The organism is Camelimonas lactis, assembly GCF_004342915.1.
GTDB classification, from domain to species: Bacteria; Pseudomonadota; Alphaproteobacteria; order Rhizobiales; family Beijerinckiaceae; genus Camelimonas; species Camelimonas lactis.
Genome location: NZ_SLWL01000009.1, coordinates 72,307 through 87,569 on the forward strand (window position 1 = coordinate 72,307; position 15,263 = coordinate 87,569).

General features: G+C 65.4%; 12 protein-coding genes and 1 pseudogene. 10 read left to right on the top strand and 3 right to left on the bottom strand.

The window, feature by feature from the left end:
• Positions 1 to 7 precede the first annotated feature (7 nt).
• The 10 genes from EV666_RS11150 (at position 8) to EV666_RS11195 (ending at position 9,759) form a co-directional block, all read left to right on the top strand.
• Complete coding sequence (locus EV666_RS11150; protein ID WP_132007613.1) at positions 8 to 1,234, top strand: hypothetical protein; 1,227 nt, start codon at positions 8 to 10, stop codon at positions 1,232 to 1,234.
• Positions 1,231 to 1,905: a hypothetical protein gene (locus tag EV666_RS11155; protein WP_132007616.1), complete on the top strand. Its 675-nt coding sequence runs from the start codon at positions 1,231 to 1,233 to the stop codon at positions 1,903 to 1,905. Before EV666_RS11150 ends, EV666_RS11155 begins: the two co-directional genes overlap by 4 nt.
• A gap of 114 nt (positions 1,906 to 2,019) precedes the next feature.
• Positions 2,020 to 3,240 (top strand): phage tail sheath family protein, encoded by a 1,221-nt coding sequence (locus EV666_RS11160; RefSeq protein ID WP_132007619.1) that lies wholly within the window; start codon positions 2,020 to 2,022, stop codon positions 3,238 to 3,240.
• 12 nt (positions 3,241 to 3,252) lie between these two features.
• Positions 3,253 to 3,798 (top strand): phage major tail tube protein, encoded by a 546-nt coding sequence (locus EV666_RS11165; RefSeq protein WP_132007622.1) that lies wholly within the window; start codon positions 3,253 to 3,255, stop codon positions 3,796 to 3,798.
• Positions 3,795 to 4,247 carry a phage tail assembly protein gene (locus EV666_RS11170; protein ID WP_132007625.1) on the top strand — a complete coding sequence of 151 codons (453 nt, stop codon included), beginning with the start codon at positions 3,795 to 3,797 and terminating at the stop codon, positions 4,245 to 4,247. Before EV666_RS11165 ends, EV666_RS11170 begins: the two co-directional genes overlap by 4 nt.
• Positions 4,248 to 4,398: 151 nt before the next feature.
• A complete protein-coding gene (locus EV666_RS11175) occupies positions 4,399 to 7,050 on the top strand; it encodes a phage tail tape measure protein (protein WP_245514372.1) in 2,652 nt (883 codons plus the stop codon).
• Positions 7,047 to 7,469 carry a phage tail protein gene (locus EV666_RS11180; protein ID WP_132007631.1) on the top strand — a complete coding sequence of 141 codons (423 nt, stop codon included), beginning with the start codon at positions 7,047 to 7,049 and terminating at the stop codon, positions 7,467 to 7,469. Before EV666_RS11175 ends, EV666_RS11180 begins: the two co-directional genes overlap by 4 nt.
• Positions 7,469 to 7,690 carry a tail protein X gene (locus tag EV666_RS11185; protein ID WP_132007634.1) on the top strand — a complete coding sequence of 74 codons (222 nt, stop codon included), beginning with the start codon at positions 7,469 to 7,471 and terminating at the stop codon, positions 7,688 to 7,690. The genes EV666_RS11180 and EV666_RS11185 overlap by 1 nt, the downstream gene beginning before the upstream one ends.
• Positions 7,690 to 8,820: a phage late control D family protein gene (locus EV666_RS11190; RefSeq protein ID WP_165909986.1), complete on the top strand. Its 1,131-nt coding sequence runs from the start codon at positions 7,690 to 7,692 to the stop codon at positions 8,818 to 8,820. The genes EV666_RS11185 and EV666_RS11190 overlap by 1 nt, the downstream gene beginning before the upstream one ends.
• 144 nt (positions 8,821 to 8,964) lie before the next feature.
• Positions 8,965 to 9,759, top strand: a complete 795-nt coding sequence (locus EV666_RS11195) for a DNA adenine methylase (protein WP_132007641.1) — start codon at positions 8,965 to 8,967, stop codon at positions 9,757 to 9,759.
• A 387-nt stretch (positions 9,760 to 10,146) separates the two neighbouring features.
• Here EV666_RS11195 and EV666_RS11200 read toward each other — a convergent pair.
• From EV666_RS11200 to ftsH, 3 genes and pseudogenes are all read right to left on the bottom strand, one after another.
• Positions 10,147 to 10,899, bottom strand: a pseudogene (locus tag EV666_RS11200) (outer membrane protein); the annotation flags it as partial.
• A 420-nt stretch (positions 10,900 to 11,319) separates the two neighbouring features.
• On the bottom strand, positions 11,320 to 12,672 hold the full coding sequence (gene glmM, locus EV666_RS11205) for a phosphoglucosamine mutase (RefSeq protein WP_132007647.1): 1,353 nt from the start codon (positions 12,670 to 12,672) through the stop codon (positions 11,320 to 11,322).
• A gap of 428 nt (positions 12,673 to 13,100) precedes the next feature.
• A complete protein-coding gene (ftsH, locus tag EV666_RS11210) occupies positions 13,101 to 15,023 on the bottom strand; it encodes an ATP-dependent zinc metalloprotease FtsH (RefSeq protein ID WP_132007650.1) in 1,923 nt (640 codons plus the stop codon).
• Positions 15,024 to 15,263 lie beyond the last annotated feature (240 nt).

The following is a 15,263-nucleotide window of genomic DNA, read 5'->3' on the forward strand; positions in this document are numbered from 1 at the left end:
GTCTGAGATGGCTGCAGTCGTCGACAACCGCACGCTCAACTATGACATTCCGTTGCCGAATGCGGAAAACTGGCTGTCGGAGGACGTGATCCGCCTGGCGCAGGCGATCACTGCCTTTGACCAGCTGATCAAGACCGCCAACGACGATATCGGCGACCGCTCGCTCCTTGGTCACGCCCACCAGATTTCTGAGATCACCGGGCTGACCGACGTACTCGCCCAGAAGGCGGCGTACGACCACGTCCACGCCCTGGCCGCGCTGTCGGACGTTGACGTCAGCATCATCACGGTCGGCCAGTACCTGCGCTGGAACGGCAGCAAATGGGTTCCCGGCGTGGTGTCGGCCGACGACATCAAGGCCGGCACGATCGACCCGGCGCGCCTGCCGTCGATCGCCATCACCGACACCTACGTGGTGGCGTCGCAGGCGGCGATGCTGGGCCTGGCCGTCCAGAAGGGTGACATCGCTGTCCGGACTGACCTCAACCGGTCTTTCGTCTGCTCGGGGGCCAACCCGGCGCTGCTGGCCTCATGGACTGAGCTGCTCACGCCCACGGATGCGGTGCTGTCTGTGGCGGGTCTCACGGGCGCGATTACGGCATCTGCGCTGCGCACCGCGATTTCCACGGCAACGGGCATTGCGCTGATGACGGCCGCCAATGCGGCGGCGGCACGGACAGCCATTGACGCCGCCGCGACCGATCACACTCAGGATTGGGGGACGATCACCGGCAAGCCCGGCTCGTACCCTCCCAGCGTCCACTATCACGATGAAAGATACGCCCAACTCTCCGGCGCATCCTTTAGCGGCAACGTGGAAACCTCAGGCCTCTACAGGACCTACGGGACGAACCCGCGATACGAATGGCTCTACCCCGGAACCTACCGGAAACACATTTCGCTCGAAAGCAACGGGCGGCTCACGATGATTAACACCGACAGCGGTCAGTGGACGCATACGTTCACCCCTGACGGAAACATCATCACTTCCGGGGGAGTCGGCGACCTTAATGCGCAACTCAGAGCGAGGGTTAGCCAGTGCCGTTTCGTGTCCTACGCTGAACAGGGTATCGGCGGCCCCGGATGGCACGGAGGCGTCGCAGGAAACGCTCAGCTTGTCGTTGCTGTTCTAGTCAGTGGACAAATGTTACCCGGAGTATGGGGGATTAACACCCTTCGATACGCTCAGCTTCAGTACTACAATAACGGAAATTGGTGGAACTTCGGCACATGACAAAATACATCGGAATTTTTGAAAAATACATCCCAAGCAGTGATGCGTCGGAATTATACAGAGAGATGAGCGCCAAGGGAGCCATCTTCCATCGAAACGAGAACGGGGAAGATTGGTATGCCGGCATCCCAGCCAGGACGGTTGGCTCCCTGATCTTGAGCGTGGACGCCGATAGCGTGGTCCGCTGTGTCGGCTTCGGGCCTGACGGCTTCTCGCCTCCCGTTGGACAGCGCGTCTACGAAGTGGAGGTCCCCGGTGTCTCCCCGACCCAAGACATTGCGAACTACGCCGGGTTCCTCGGGCACACCTTCGATCCAGCCACGGGCTCCTTCACGCCCCCGCCGCCTCCTGCACCACCAGCTATCGCAGATATCTCTCGCCAGCAGTGCGCCATGCGTATGTGCCAGATGGGGCTGATCGGTCCGGAGGACATGGTTGCGATGGCGCAGTCAGGTACGCCCCCGGCGATGGTCGAAAACATGCTGGGAGCCATGGCGGAGCCGGATCAGAGTTTCGCCCGGGCAGCATTTGCGAAGAACACCTACAGCCGGGCCGACCCGCTTCTGGTGCTCATGATGACAGGGCAGCCAGTGCCGGTCCCAGGCGGCGATCCGCGTCCGGCAACGGCTGACGATATAGATCAGTTTTTCAGGGATGCGGCGCTGCTTTAAGAGCCCGTCAACGCTTCTTGAAACAGCAAAGCCCCTGACGCGCGTCAGGGGCTTTTTCGTTCGGCTCACCCGCAATTGTCGTCGGCAAGTGCAGACAGTCAAGCGGGATCAGCAATGCCGACCACAGTGCCTTTCCACGGGACGCGCGTCTTTCGTGCTGGCGAAGAGCCGCGCCCGATCTCGGCCAGCGACTGGTCGACCGTGCGGGCCGTTGTCGTTGCCCCGGCCGCCGATGAGGCCAAATTCCCGATCGACACCCGCATCACCATGTTTTCCAACGACACCGAGATGCGCGCCGCGCTGGGCGTGGGCGGCAATGTCGCCGAGGTGTTCGACGCCATCGAAGATCAGGGCGTCGTCGCGGAGGTTGAACTGGTGCGGGTCGCAGAAGGCGCCGGCCAAACCGAGGCCGAGAAGCTTGAGGGCACGATCGCCAACATCGTCGGCTCTGGCGCCGACAACAGCGGCGTGCACGCGTTCAAGACCTCCCCCACGTCAGGCGGCATTTTCATCTGCCCCGGCTACGACAGCCAGCGCCTCGCCGACGCCAAGAATCCGGTTGCCGCAGAGCTCGACGGCATCGCCCGGCGGCTGCGCGCCATCAAGGTCTTCAACACGCCGGCCGCGAGCAAAGAGGCCGCCGAAGAGTATGCGTCCGACTTTGCTGACGACCCGCGCGCCTATCTTTTCCACCCGGCCGTGAAGATTTTCACCTCGTCCGGGACCGTCGTTCAGCCAGCTTCCGGCCGGGTTGCCGGGCTGTTCGTTCGCCGCGACAAAGAAGTGGGCGGGCCGCACGAAAGTCCGTCGAACCAGACGATGGGCGGCATCACGGGTCCGTCGCGGCCGATCAGCTATTTCACCGGGGAACCGGACAGCGAGGCGCAGTACCTCAACAACCTGCACATCGCCACCCTGCGGGCCGGCAACATCCTGTGGGGCAACGAGACCTGCGCCGCCGACCCGCTGCAGCGCTTCATCAATGTGGTCCGCACCGAAGACTACATCGACGACGCGGTGATCAAGGCCTTCGACAAGTGGGCGCTGGACAAAAATCTCAGCGTTCCGCTCGGCGTGGCCATCATGCAGAGCCTCGACCAGTTCGGGGACGAGGCCGTCGCAAAGGGCATGTTGCTTGGTTTCCGGGCGTGGTTCGAGGTGGACCTCAACACCGACCTCTCCATGGCGTCCGGCGTGCTCCGCATCGAATACGACCGCGAGCCGGCCGCCCCGCTGCAGGACCTGCAGTTCGGGGCGCGCCGCAACGTCGCCTACTACGCCGTGGTGCGTGACGGCATCCTCACCGCCCTCGATCGTCAGTACATCGCAGCCTGACAGGAGCCCCTTATGGCGCTGGAATTTCTCGTCCTGCGCGGCGTCAACCTCTATGCCGAGGGTGACAGCGGCCAGACCCTGAACACCCACCTGTCGCTGCAGGAAATCAAGCTCGTCGCCGGGCTCAGCGAAGAAGGCGAAACCTTCACGCCGGCGGCGGGCAATGGCGCGATCAAGGTGCCCACCAACCGGGCCGAGATCGAAGTGCCGTACACCCTGGCGGGCCTGCAGCCGGAAGTCATGGGCCTGTTTGTGACGCCCATGGGCGTGCGCCGGAAGTTCACGGCTTACGGCGCGTTGGTCAACGAGTACGCCACTACGGAAGCGGACCGACTGCGCCAGGTGGTCGCGACCATGTATGGGCGCCTCAACGCCGATATGGCCAGCCACAGCGGCTCCGGCCTGACCGGCGTCGAGTACACGATCCACTCGGTGAGTAAATACGTGCTCCAGATCGGCAATCGGGAGGTCCTCCGGTTCAACATTGAACAGGGCGGGTGGTTCGACGCCGCCGGCCAGCGCTCGCGGATCAACCAGATGCTGGGGATCAGCGGATGAGCAACGATCCCGACATGACCCCGGTCAGGCCATACGATGGCGCGCCCGACCAGCTGGGCGTGGTCCGTCGCGAGGCGGCCGCACCGCAGGGCTATCCGGATGCGCCGGAGATCAGGCCGGCCAACCCGGCGCAGTGGGGCGCGGTTGTGCCGCTGGCGCACCCGCTCATGGTCGACGGCAAGCTGCTCGACCGGATTTCGATCCGTCGCCTGACCGGCGAGGACGTGGTCACACTCATCATGGAGGATGGCGACGACGCCACCTTGCCCCAGCGCGCCAGGGCGCGTGCCGCCGGCGTTCATCCGGCGGTGCTGGAGGCGCTGTCGGCTGATGACGCCGAGGAGGTGAGCACGCGGCTCCGCCCTTTTTTACCTTCGTCTCTGCTCGCCGCCGATGGAACCGACTGGGATACCGACCCGGATCAGGCGCCGGTGCCCGCCGTCCTCTGAAGCGCGGCCTGCGGGCGATCCCCCGCCTCGCCAGCGAAGTTGCCAAGGCGTTCGGCCGGCCGCTCGACGTGGTGCTGGGCTGGTCGATCAACGAGATCGTGCGCCGGCACGAACAGGCCGCCATCGTGCTTGAGGATCTGCCGTGAGCAACATGCGCGTCAAAATGATCCTCGACCTGATTGCCAACACCGGCAAGGGCGCGGACAAGGCTCGAAAAGACCTGAAAGGCGTCAAGGACGCCGCCAAGGCGCTGAAAGGCAGCGCCGGCGCAGGCCCTGACAAGCTCCGCAAAGATCTGGAGCGGCTCACGCCTGCCGCCCGCAAGGCGGCAAAGGAACTGGCGATTGCTGGCCATCGCGAACGTCAGATTGGCCGCGATAGCGGTGTCGCAAAAACCACCCGCCAGCTGGAACATGCGCGCCGAACGGCCAAACGCCTGAATACCGAGCTGCGCGCGACGCCCGGTGCGAGCTTTGCCCGCGAGGCTCGGCTCCGCACGCACGGCCGACAGATCATGGAACGGCTTGACCGGAAACAGGCTCGCCGCGCCGTCCTGTCCTCTGGCGGGACGGCCACCGGCGCGCGCGGGCGTCAGCGCGCGCCAGCATCCAGCGCTTCAGCGATGGCGCCGGAGGGGGCCTCCGGCGCTGCGCTGATGGCAGCTGGTCGCGGTCTCGCGCCTATGTTCGGCGCGTACATGGGGTGGCAAGGCGTCAAGGCTGTAAGTCGCAATACTGTCGGCAAATCGATTTCGTTTGAAGCGGCCATGGCTGACGTCAAACGCAAGGTCGATTTACCTGACGGCGGCTCCTTCGAGCAGATCGAGGAGTGGATCAACAAGGCCGCCATACGGTTTGGCAAGAGCCGGACCGAAGTCGCAAACCTGGTCGCCGAGCTCGGCGCGGCCGGCGTTGCCTATGAGGACCTGTCCAAGGCGATTGAGCTCAACACCAAGGCCTCCGTCGCCTGGGACATGACCGCCGGCGATACCGGCAACACGATGGCCAAAATTCGCGCCGGGCAGAACCTGACGATGACCCAACTCGAAGAGTTCGGGGACAAGGTCAACGCGATCGCGGACGCCGGTGCCTCCAAGGAGAGCGACCTCGTCGAAATGTACCAGCGAGCGGGCGCATCCGGTGAGATTTCTGGTCTGGATATGGACACATCGCTGGCCTTCCTGGCCGGCATGAACTCGGCGGGGATCCAGCCTGAGATCGCTGCGCGCGGCTATGCGGCGATGATGTCCAAGCTGCGTGTCGCCAACACCGCCGGCACGGACGCCATGGAAGAGGGTTTCAAACTTCTCGGACTCACAGGTGATCAGGTCGAGCAAGGCATGAAAAAGGACGCGAAGAAGACGCTGCACGACTTCATCGCCCGTTTTCAGGCAGCGAAGGATCAGGCTGGGGCGGCAACGCTCATCTTCGGCCAAGGATGGTGGGACGAATTTGCACGCATGGTGCAGGCCATGCCTGAAATCCAAAAGTATCTTGGGATTCTCGGCGACAGATCCAAATGGCAGGGCTCGATGGGCAAATCGCTCAACATCGAGTTGGAGACCACAGATAACCACCTGAAACGGCTTGAGGCGCTGACCAGCAAAATTGGCGACAATCTCGGGCGGTGGATGCTCCCCGGGATCAATGCGGGCGTGAACAAGGTCGTCGAGGCTATGGACAAGCTCGACGCCATCATGAAACGCGGCGCCCTGCTTGATGATGCCGCCAAACGCCAAGCGGAAGGGCAGGCTCTGACGCCCGCGCAAAGGGCGGCGATGGCGGACGACGAGAGCGGAGCCAACCAGGTTGGTCAGGCAGCTTCAGAGCGTGTCCAGCGACAGATTGGGGCCGAAGCCCGCAAACGCGAGCAGGCAATTGCAGCCGATCTCGGCGACAACAGCAAAATCGACCTGGTGCGCCTGCGGGCGCGCAACCTCGGCCGCCTCAAGCTGGACAAGGAGATTGAGGGCGTCGCCAGATCTCTGGCGCTTGGTGATCCGACCGGATCGAGCCCGATGTATCGTGCGCAACGCGACCGGCTGGCTATGCTGCGCGGCCAGCGCGGTCGCATGGGCGCACTTGAGGCCGAGCCAACCACCATCGCTGACGATCCGCGCGTGGTGAGCCTCCAAGATGAGCAAAGGCGACTGCGGGAGCGGCTTGCCCGGCAAGGGCGGCTTGCGGAGACGGCGGAGCGGCCCGAGGACGCTTCTGGCTTTGCGGCCGACGCTACGGACACGCGCCGCAAGATCGCGGCATCGGAACATCAGCTTCGCCGGCATTTGGCTCCCCAGCTCGCTGCGGTGCAGCGCTGGGGTTTTGGAGGCGCGTGGGGCGCTCCTGTTGGCGAGGGCGGCGACGGCGCCATTGGCTCGTCCGGTCTGACGGCGTTCGGACTTAACGGTGGTGGGCTTGCCTCGACCGGCTCCAGATCCGTTCGCGGCAAGGGAGTTGCTGGTTCCGGCGCCAATTGGGCCAGCGCCCTGCGGTCAGATCTGGACGTCGATCTTGGCCCAGCCGGAATGACGATGATGGAAAAGCTTGGCGCCGGGATCCGCAGCGGTGGAGCGGCCGCCACGGGCGCCGCCTCGGCCGTTGGCGGCGAGCTGCAGGGCGCCTTCGCGGGCGTCGACCTCAGCAACGCGGGCATCCAGATCATGGCCAGCCTGGCTGCTGGGATCCGTAGCGGTGGGGCGCAGGCTATAGCAGCCGCAGCCGGCATTGCCGCCCAGGTTCGGGGCGCCGCGGCCGGCGGCGGAGCTGGCCGGATCGGTGGCGCGCTGCACGATGGGGTGGAATGATGGTTCCGATCCTTGCTATCGGCCCGCATGTCTTCGCCAGCCTGCCGCTGTCCCTGCAGAGGATTCGTGAGCGCACCGTGGCCAACTGGCCCGCCGCCAACCGCTTCGGCAAGGGACCGGTCCGTCAGTTCACCGGCATGGGCGAGCACGAGTTTGAGGTCGAGGGCCTCTATTTCCACCATGAGTGGGGCGGTCACGACGACTATCTGGCGCTCAAGCGCACCCAGGCCGCTGGCCAGCCCGTGCAGTTGCTCGGCCGCGCCGCCGGCGACTTCGCAGCCAGTGTGTTCGGGACCGTGGTGATTCTGGAGGTCGGCGCAGACCATAAATGGATCGACGTCACCGGCATCGGCCGCGTCGTCTCGTTCGACGTCAAGCTCGGGGCCTTCGGCGATGAGATGCCAGGAGGCCTGTTCTGATGCGTATTCGGATCGAGAGGGATGGCATGGCGCTCGATCTGGCGATCTGGGAGGCGCTCAGCCGGCCAGACGATATGACCGGCATTGTCGAGATGGTGCTGGATTCCAATCGCGGCCTTGCTGACCTGCCCCTGGTCTTGCCGCTGGGGACGGAGATCGACATTCCGGACGTGGGCGCGGTCGAGCAGCAGGTGCGACCGGTCGTGAGGCTATGGGACTGATGGCCTGGGCTTTCGATCTCAACCAGCGTGGTTTCACGCCCATCCTCAAGGTGACCGTCGACGGCAAGGAGGTCGCAGGCGGCTTCTACGGCCGTCTGATTGACCTCAAGATCAGGGACGAGGCCGGCCAGAAATCCGATTCTCTGACCATCACGCTCGATGATGCGGACAACGCGATCGAGTTGCCACGCGAGAAAGCGCTGATCGAGGTGTGGGGCGGCTTTAAAGAGACCGGCCTCACGTTGATGGGCTCCTATGAGCTCCAGACCATCTCCATCCAGGGTGGCGCCGACGAGCCGGAGATCATTGTGCTGCAGGCTTCAGCCGCGGATCTCAAGCGCAAGCTCAAAGGCAAGGGCCGCGAGGCCTTCGAGGGCAAGACGGTCGGCGATATTGTCGACGCGATCGCCCAGCGTAATGGCATGCAGGCCCGCGTTTCCGAGCAGCTGCGCAATATCAAGGTGCCATACCGGGCGCGCGTTGATGCGTCGGAGATCGATTTCCTGACTACCCTGGCCGATCAGTACGGCGCCGTGGTCAAGCCGATGGGCGACAAGCTGGTGATGGCCCCGCGCGGCGAAGCGAAGGCCGCGTCCGGCAAAAACCTTCCTCCGATCCAGATCGAGAAAAGCGATTGCAACCGGTGGCGGATCGAGCCGAAGGGTCGGCCGCAATACGGCAAGGTGCGGGGCGCCTACATCGACCAGGACACCGGCAAGCGCCAGATAACCTCCGCCAACACCGGAATGGAGGGGCCAGAGTTCACGATTCGCGATCCCTTCCCCAGCAAGGAACAGGCCGAAAAGGGCGCGCTGGCCGAGGCGCGGCGACTGACCCGAAACACAGGCGATGGACATTTCGAGCTGGCGCTCGGCCGGCCGGACGCGCAGGCCGAAGCTGATGTGACTGCGGGCTCCAGCTTCCGCACCGGCGTGGCAGGCAACTGGCGGGCCGAGGCCGTCGAGCACACCTTCGACGACAACGGCTTCCGGACCAAGATCGAGATCAAGGCCAAGGAGGACGGATCGTCGGAGAAAAACAAACAGCCGCAGAAGGCAAAAAAGAAGGGAGCAAGCCAGCAGCAGGACAGCGGGTCGTCGGGCGCATCGAGCCCTTATGGTCCGTTCTGACGTGGTGACGTGACAGGGGAGCCCAAGGCTCCGGCGGCCTGAGATTGGCGTCGCGGACCGCCCTACGAAATGAGGGGTTATCGTCGCCTGCCACGACGGCCTTGCGGCCGCACGGGCAAGTGACCCGATGCGGGTTAATAATCCATGGATGCAGTGCGTCCCATCAGCCCTGTTGCGGGCTATATCGGCGGCAAGCGGCAGCTGGCCCGGACGATCATTGAGCGGATTTCGGGGATCGAGCATGCCCGCTACGCCGAGCCATTCGTTGGCATGGGCGGCGTGTTCCTGCGCCGGGACCTTCGGCCCAGGGTCGAGGCCATCAACGACGCATCGCGCGATGTGGCTACGCTGTTCCGCATTCTACAGCGCCACTACCAGGCCTTTCTCGACATGCTGCGCTGGCAGCTGTCCAGCCGCACCGAATGGGAGAGGCTTCGTGATCAGGATCCGGATACGTTAACCGATCTGGAGCGCTCCGCCCGGTTCCTCTACCTGCAGCGCCTGTCCTTCGGCGGCAAGGTGGCGGGCCGGACCTTTGGCATCGATCCCTATGGGCCGGCGCGCTTCGACATCCGCAGGTTGGAGCCGCTGCTGGAGGCGGTGCATGAGCGCCTCGCCGGCGTCTGGATCGAGTGCCTGCCATGGCAGGCGTTCATCACGCGCTGGGACCGGCCGGACACATTGTTTTATGTGGACCCGCCATATTGGGGCACAGAGCACTACTACGGTCGGGACCTGTTCGGCCGGGAGCAGTTCAGCAAGCTCAGCGCTGTCCTCCAGGGCATCAAGGGGCGCTTCCTGTTGTCGCTCAACGACGTGCCAGAGGTGCGGGAGCTGTTCGCCTGGGCGGCCGTGGAGACGGTGGAGCTCTCCTACACGGCCGGCGGCGGCCGGGGCTCAAAGCGGGTGAGCGAGGTGCTGATTTCAACGCCGCTTTAGCAGCGGTTCAAAACGCACTTTGCTGCCATTTGATCTTTCGCGCACTGCCATTTGGTTTTTCGCGCTACAACGGGCGCGACCGCTGCGACGCGGCGTCACGCCATGAGATCGCGGTTTCAGAAGGCCGAAGGGCCAAAACGCCGAAGGACCAAAACGCGAAGGAACAGGACGCGAAACTTCCGGCGTGGCGCCGGCGGAAGCGCGGTCAGAAGCTGACGACGCGCCGCTCCCGTGAACGTATCCCGCTTTTCGCGCGGGGCGCCAACGTTACAGCGCCCCCAGCTCCCAACGCACGCCAAGGGTGACCTCATGGCTCTCCAGCGTCTTGACGCGTAGCGGCGTCGCGGCGACGCAGGCGAAGCCGTCATCGCAGACGGCGCGGCCGCTGTTGGCGTTGCCGAGCCGCATGTAGCGGTAGCCGAGATCGGCAGAGACGCCCGGCGCGATCTCATAGGCAACGCCCGCGTAGAGCGCGAAGGCGGCGCTGGCGTGCGAGCCGTCGCGGGCGGTGAGCATCTCCGTCGCCGGGGCCAGCGGCTGCGCCTGCTCGAAGCGGCCGACCCTGTAGACGCGGTTCCAGGCCACGCCCGCGCCCGCACCAACGTAAGGCGTCAGGCCGTTCCAGTTCAGGATGTCCCAATAGACGTTGGCCAGGGCGACGTTCGAGCGGGTTCCGGCGCTGTAATAGCCCACCGACTGGCTGGCGCCGGCAGCAAAGGCGCTGTCAACGCCGACGCCGTGCAGCCGCACGCCGGACAGGGCCGTGGCCGTCACATCAACGCGGAGGGAAGGCCCGACGCGGTAGCCGACGCCGCCGCCGGCCGACCAGCCATGGTCGATGCGGGCGCGGGCGATGGCCGCGTCAACCGGCGTCACGCCGCCGGGCGCGGCGTAGGCCAGCGGAATCGCGTTGCGGGCGCCGCGCAGGCCCAGCCCCACGCCCACGTCGCCGCGCAGATACCAGCCGCCGCCAGCGGCCAGCGGCTTCTCAGGCTCGATCGACGGCAGCTCCGGCAGCAGGTCCGCCGCAACCGCCGGCGCCGCGCTGACGAGGCACCCGGCGGCGAGGCCAAAAGCCAGGCTGCGCGCGCGGCGCGAAGCCCGCCAGTTGAACCCCAGGGTGAGCGCCGAAGTGAGCATGGTCAGGCATTCCTGTCGCGTCGCGCATCGTCACGGGCTGCGGACGTGCCGGAGAATGTTGCGCCTGCCGGGAGCCAGCTTCCGGCGCCGCGCGGGCGCGACATTCCAGTTCGATGTGGGCGAGGCGCCGCCGCGATTCGCTGCGCGGCCGTCCCTGCCCTGGCGCCAAATTCGCAGCCAACCGTTAACGCGCGCTTAACCTTAACGAAGATGGTTAATGAATTTTGGCCACAGGACCGTCCGGCCGCCGGGCAGACCGCGGGCGCGCCCGGCAAGGTCGCAGGCGCGCCAGGACAACGTGCCGGCAAGGGGGACGCCGCCTCGCGTCTGGAAAATCTGTCAGGCCATATGGTTGAAAAAAACAACGCAGGCGACCCGTGCGGATCGCCTGCGTCAAACCTGTCCCGGACATCGAAAACGTCAGGCCGCCGCCCGGCCGATCTTGCCGATCTCGGCGATGACGTCGTCCACAACCTGGGTGACCACATCCAGATTGTCGCCCTCGCCCATCACGCGGATCACCGGCTCGGTGCCCGAGGGGCGCACCACCAGGCGGCCATTCTTGCCGAGCCGGTCGCGCGCCGCGTCGACGATGGCGTCAACGCTCTCGGCGGAAGGAGCCGCGCCGCGCGCATACCGGTAGTTCTTCAGCACCTGGGGGAACGGCTCGAACGCCCGGCAGACCTCGCTGACCGGCCGGCCGGCCCGCTGAACCACGGAAAGGATCTGCAACGCCGACAGCAGGCCGTCGCCGGTGGTGGCGTAATCCGACAGGATGATGTGGCCCGACTGCTCGCCGCCGACATTGTAGCCATTGCGACGCATATGCTCGAGCACATAGCGGTCGCCGACCGCCGTGCGCTCCAGGCCAAGGCCAATGCCAGAAAGATACTTTTCCAGGCCGAGATTGGACATGATGGTGGCGACGATCGCCGGCTTGCTCAGCAGTTCGGCCTCCTGCCAGCTGCGGCCGATCACCGCCATCAGCTGATCGCCGTCGACCACCTGGCCCTTCTCGTCGACAATGATCACCCGGTCAGCATCGCCGTCGAGGGCGATGCCCACGTCAGCCCGCACCTCGTGCACCTTGCGGATCAGCGCTTCCGGCGAGGTGGAGCCCACATCCCGGTTGATATTGGTGCCGTCTGGCTCGACGCCGAGAGAGATAACCTCCGCGCCCAGCTCCCACAGTGCTTCCGGCGCCACCCGATAACCGGCGCCGTTGGCGCAGTCGACCACCACGCGCATGCCGTCGAAATCCACGTCGCGCGGCAAGGTGCGCTTGGCGAATTCGACGTAACGGGCATGAACGCTGTCAATGCGCTTCGCCCGGCCAAGATCGGAGGCGCTGGCCAGACGCAGCGCCAGATCGCCGTCGATCAGTTCCTCAATCTGCCGCTCGACCTCGTCGGACAGCTTGTAGCCGTCCGGCCCGAACAGCTTGATGCCGTTGTCTTCGTAAGGATTGTGCGAGGCCGAGATCATCACGCCCATGTCGCAGCGCATGGAGCGCGTCAGCATGGCCACGGCCGGCGTCGGCATCGGCCCCAGTTGCAGGACGTCGATGCCGACGGAGGTGAAACCGGCGATCATCGCGGTTTCGATCATGTAGCCCGACAGCCGGGTGTCCTTGCCAATGATCACCCTGTTGCGGTGATCGCCGCGGCGGAACACCAGACCCGCGGCCTGCCCGACCTTCAACGCCAGCTCTGGCGTGATGACGGTGTTGGCGCGACCGCGAATACCATCCGTGCCGAAGTAGCTTCTTGTCATATGTCCTGTGCCTCAGGCAGTTTCCGGAAAAAGCGATGATGCTTCACGTCACTGCGACCAAACTGTTCCGGCGGGCGCTTCGCCCGCGCCAGAAGCTCCCGGACGCGGACGCTCCCCATGCGGCAGCCCCTCTTGCGGAAGCCCTCTTGCGAAAACAGGAGCCCGGGGCGAGCCCGGGTCCCGTCCCAAATCATCCGCCGCCCCAACTATTCCATGTGCGCCGTGAACGCCTGTTGCGTCAAGCAACGGAAGGGCTTTAGGTATTCACTATTCATAACATGATGTTACCGGCCACCGCCGCCCGGCCGGCGGCCGGTAACGCTACCAGGAGCAACTTCTGGTTGACGAAAATCGCCCCGGTCCAGGGGGGCCGGGGCGATGCTTGCAGATAGGGCGGTCAGATGTTCTTCCGCCGGATCCTGGGGACGTCAGGCCTGAGGCTGTGGCTCCAGGCCAGCGTCGGAGCCGCCGCGCGGCGTATGCCGGCCAGCGGACGGCACCAGGGCGCCGCGGCTGGGCGGCGGCTCGTTGCCCGCGTCGCGCACCGGCGGCCTGCCGCCCAGCAGGCCGCGAATTTCCTCGCCCGACAGGGTCTCATACTCCAGCAGCCCGCGGGCCAGCGCCTCCAGATCGTCGTGACGCTCGGTGAGGATGCGGCGGGCTTCGGACAGACCTTCCTCCACCAGGCGGCGGATTTCCGCGTCGATCTTCTGCGCCGTCGCCTCGGACAGGGTCTGCTGCTTGCCCATGGAGTAACCGAGAAACACCTCGCCGCCCTCGTCGCCGTACATCACGGCGCCGAGCTCGTCCGAGAAGCCCCACTGGGTGACCATGGCCCGCGCCAGCTTGGTCGCCTGCTGGATGTCGGACGCGGCGCCAGAGGTAACCTTGGCCGGGCCGAAGATCAGCTCCTCGGCGACGCGACCGCCCATCATGATGGCGAGGCGCGAGGTCATCTGCTCGTAGCTCATGGAGAGCTTGTCGCGCTCCGGCAGCTGCATCACCATGCCCAGCGCCCGGCCGCGCGGAATGATGGTGGCCTTGTGCACCGGGTCGGTGGCGGGGACGTTGAGGGCGACGATGGCGTGGCCGGCCTCGTGATAGGCGGTCAGGCGTTTTTCGTCCTCGGTCATCACCAGGGTGCGACGCTCGGCGCCCATCATCACCTTGTCCTTGGCGTCCTCGAACTCCTGCATGGTGACAATGCGCTTGCCGCGCCGCGCCGCCAGCAGCGCCGCCTCATTGACCAGATTCATCAGATCGGCGCCGGAAAAACCCGGGGTGCCCCGCGCCATGGTGCGCAGGTCCACGTCCGGCGCCAGCGGCACCTTGCGCACGTGCACGCGCAGGATGCGCTCGCGGCCAACCACATCCGGGTTCGGCACGACGATCTGGCGGTCGAAGCGGCCAGGGCGCAGCAGCGCCGGATCCAGCACGTCGGGACGGTTGGTGGCGGCGATGATGATGACGCCTTCGTTGGCCTCAAAACCGTCCATCTCCACCAGCAGCTGGTTCAGGGTCTGCTCGCGCTCGTCATTGCCGCCGCCAAGCCCGGCGCCGCGATGGCGGCCGACCGCGTCGATCTCGTCGATGAAGATGATGCACGGCGAGTTCTTCTTGGCCTGTTCGAACATGTCGCGCACCCGGCTGGCGCCGACGCCCACGAACATTTCAACGAAGTCCGAGCCGGAGATGGTGAAAAACGGCACATTGGCCTCGCCGGCGACGGCGCGGGCGATCAGCGTCTTGCCGGTGCCGGGCGGGCCGACCAGGAGCACGCCGCGCGGAATACGGCCGCCGAGGCGCTGGAACTTCTGCGGATCGCGCAGGAATTCCACGATCTCCTGCAAATCGTCCTTGGCCTCCTCGACGCCGGCCACGTCCTCGAAGGTGACGCGGCCATGCGCCTCCGTCAGCAACTTGGCCTTGGACTTGCCGAAGCCCATGGCGCGCCCCGCCCCGCTCTGCATCTGGCGCGACAGGAATATCCACGCGCCAATGAAGACGAGGATCGGCAGCCAGTTGATCAGCAACGCGATGAACCACGGCGTGTCCGACTGCGGCGGACGCGCGGAAATCGTCACGTTCTTCTGCTGCAACTTGGTGACGAGGCCGGGATCGAACGGCGCATACGTCTTGAACGTGCGCCCGTCCGTGTAGGCGCCGGTGATTTCCTGCCCGGAGATCAACACGCTGGTGACGCGGCCATTATCGGCGTCCTGCAGCAGTTGCGAGTAAGGAATATCAGACGAACCGCCGCGCTGGCCGGGGCTCTGGAACAGGGAAACCAGCGCCAGCACCAGCAGAAAAATGATGACCCAGAGGGCGAAGTTCCTGAAATTGGGGTTCATCTTGAATTATATGTCCTGGTCCAGCGGGCTGCCGCGCGCCATAAGGATCTCAACCAGCCCCATATTTAGGCTTGAAGCGACCTGTTGCCAAGGTCGCGCCATCAACGGAGCCCGCGGGAAGCGGAGGCTGAATGGAGGCTGCGCGCCTTCTACCTGCGAAAAGCGCCCTGTTTGGGGCAGGCGCGGCGGTTATGCCGCAGGCCGGCGACCGCTCTGACAACCTGGCGGCCAGCCCGGGCG

Bases quoted from the DNA above. Each gene is read 5' to 3' on its own strand.
- EV666_RS11155 (WP_132007616.1), top strand. From the start codon at position 1,231: ATGACAAAATACATCGGAATTTTTGAAAAATACATCCCAAGCAGTGAT.
- EV666_RS11170 (WP_132007625.1), top strand. From the start codon at position 3,795: ATGAGCAACGATCCCGACATGACCCCGGTCAGGCCATACGATGGCGCG.
- EV666_RS11195 (WP_132007641.1), top strand. From the start codon at position 8,965: ATGGATGCAGTGCGTCCCATCAGCCCTGTTGCGGGCTATATCGGCGGC.
- EV666_RS11190 (WP_165909986.1), top strand. From the start codon at position 7,690: ATGGCCTGGGCTTTCGATCTCAACCAGCGTGGTTTCACGCCCATCCTC.
- EV666_RS11175 (WP_245514372.1), top strand. From the start codon at position 4,399: ATGCGCGTCAAAATGATCCTCGACCTGATTGCCAACACCGGCAAGGGC.
- EV666_RS11165 (WP_132007622.1), top strand. From the start codon at position 3,253: ATGGCGCTGGAATTTCTCGTCCTGCGCGGCGTCAACCTCTATGCCGAG.
- glmM (WP_132007647.1), bottom strand. From the start codon at position 12,672: ATGACAAGAAGCTACTTCGGCACGGATGGTATTCGCGGTCGCGCCAAC.
- EV666_RS11160 (WP_132007619.1), top strand. From the start codon at position 2,020: ATGCCGACCACAGTGCCTTTCCACGGGACGCGCGTCTTTCGTGCTGGC.
- EV666_RS11185 (WP_132007634.1), top strand. From the start codon at position 7,469: ATGCGTATTCGGATCGAGAGGGATGGCATGGCGCTCGATCTGGCGATC.
- EV666_RS11150 (WP_132007613.1), top strand. From the start codon at position 8: ATGGCTGCAGTCGTCGACAACCGCACGCTCAACTATGACATTCCGTTG.
- ftsH (WP_132007650.1), bottom strand. From the start codon at position 15,023: ATGAACCCCAATTTCAGGAACTTCGCCCTCTGGGTCATCATTTTTCTG.
- EV666_RS11180 (WP_132007631.1), top strand. From the start codon at position 7,047: ATGATGGTTCCGATCCTTGCTATCGGCCCGCATGTCTTCGCCAGCCTG.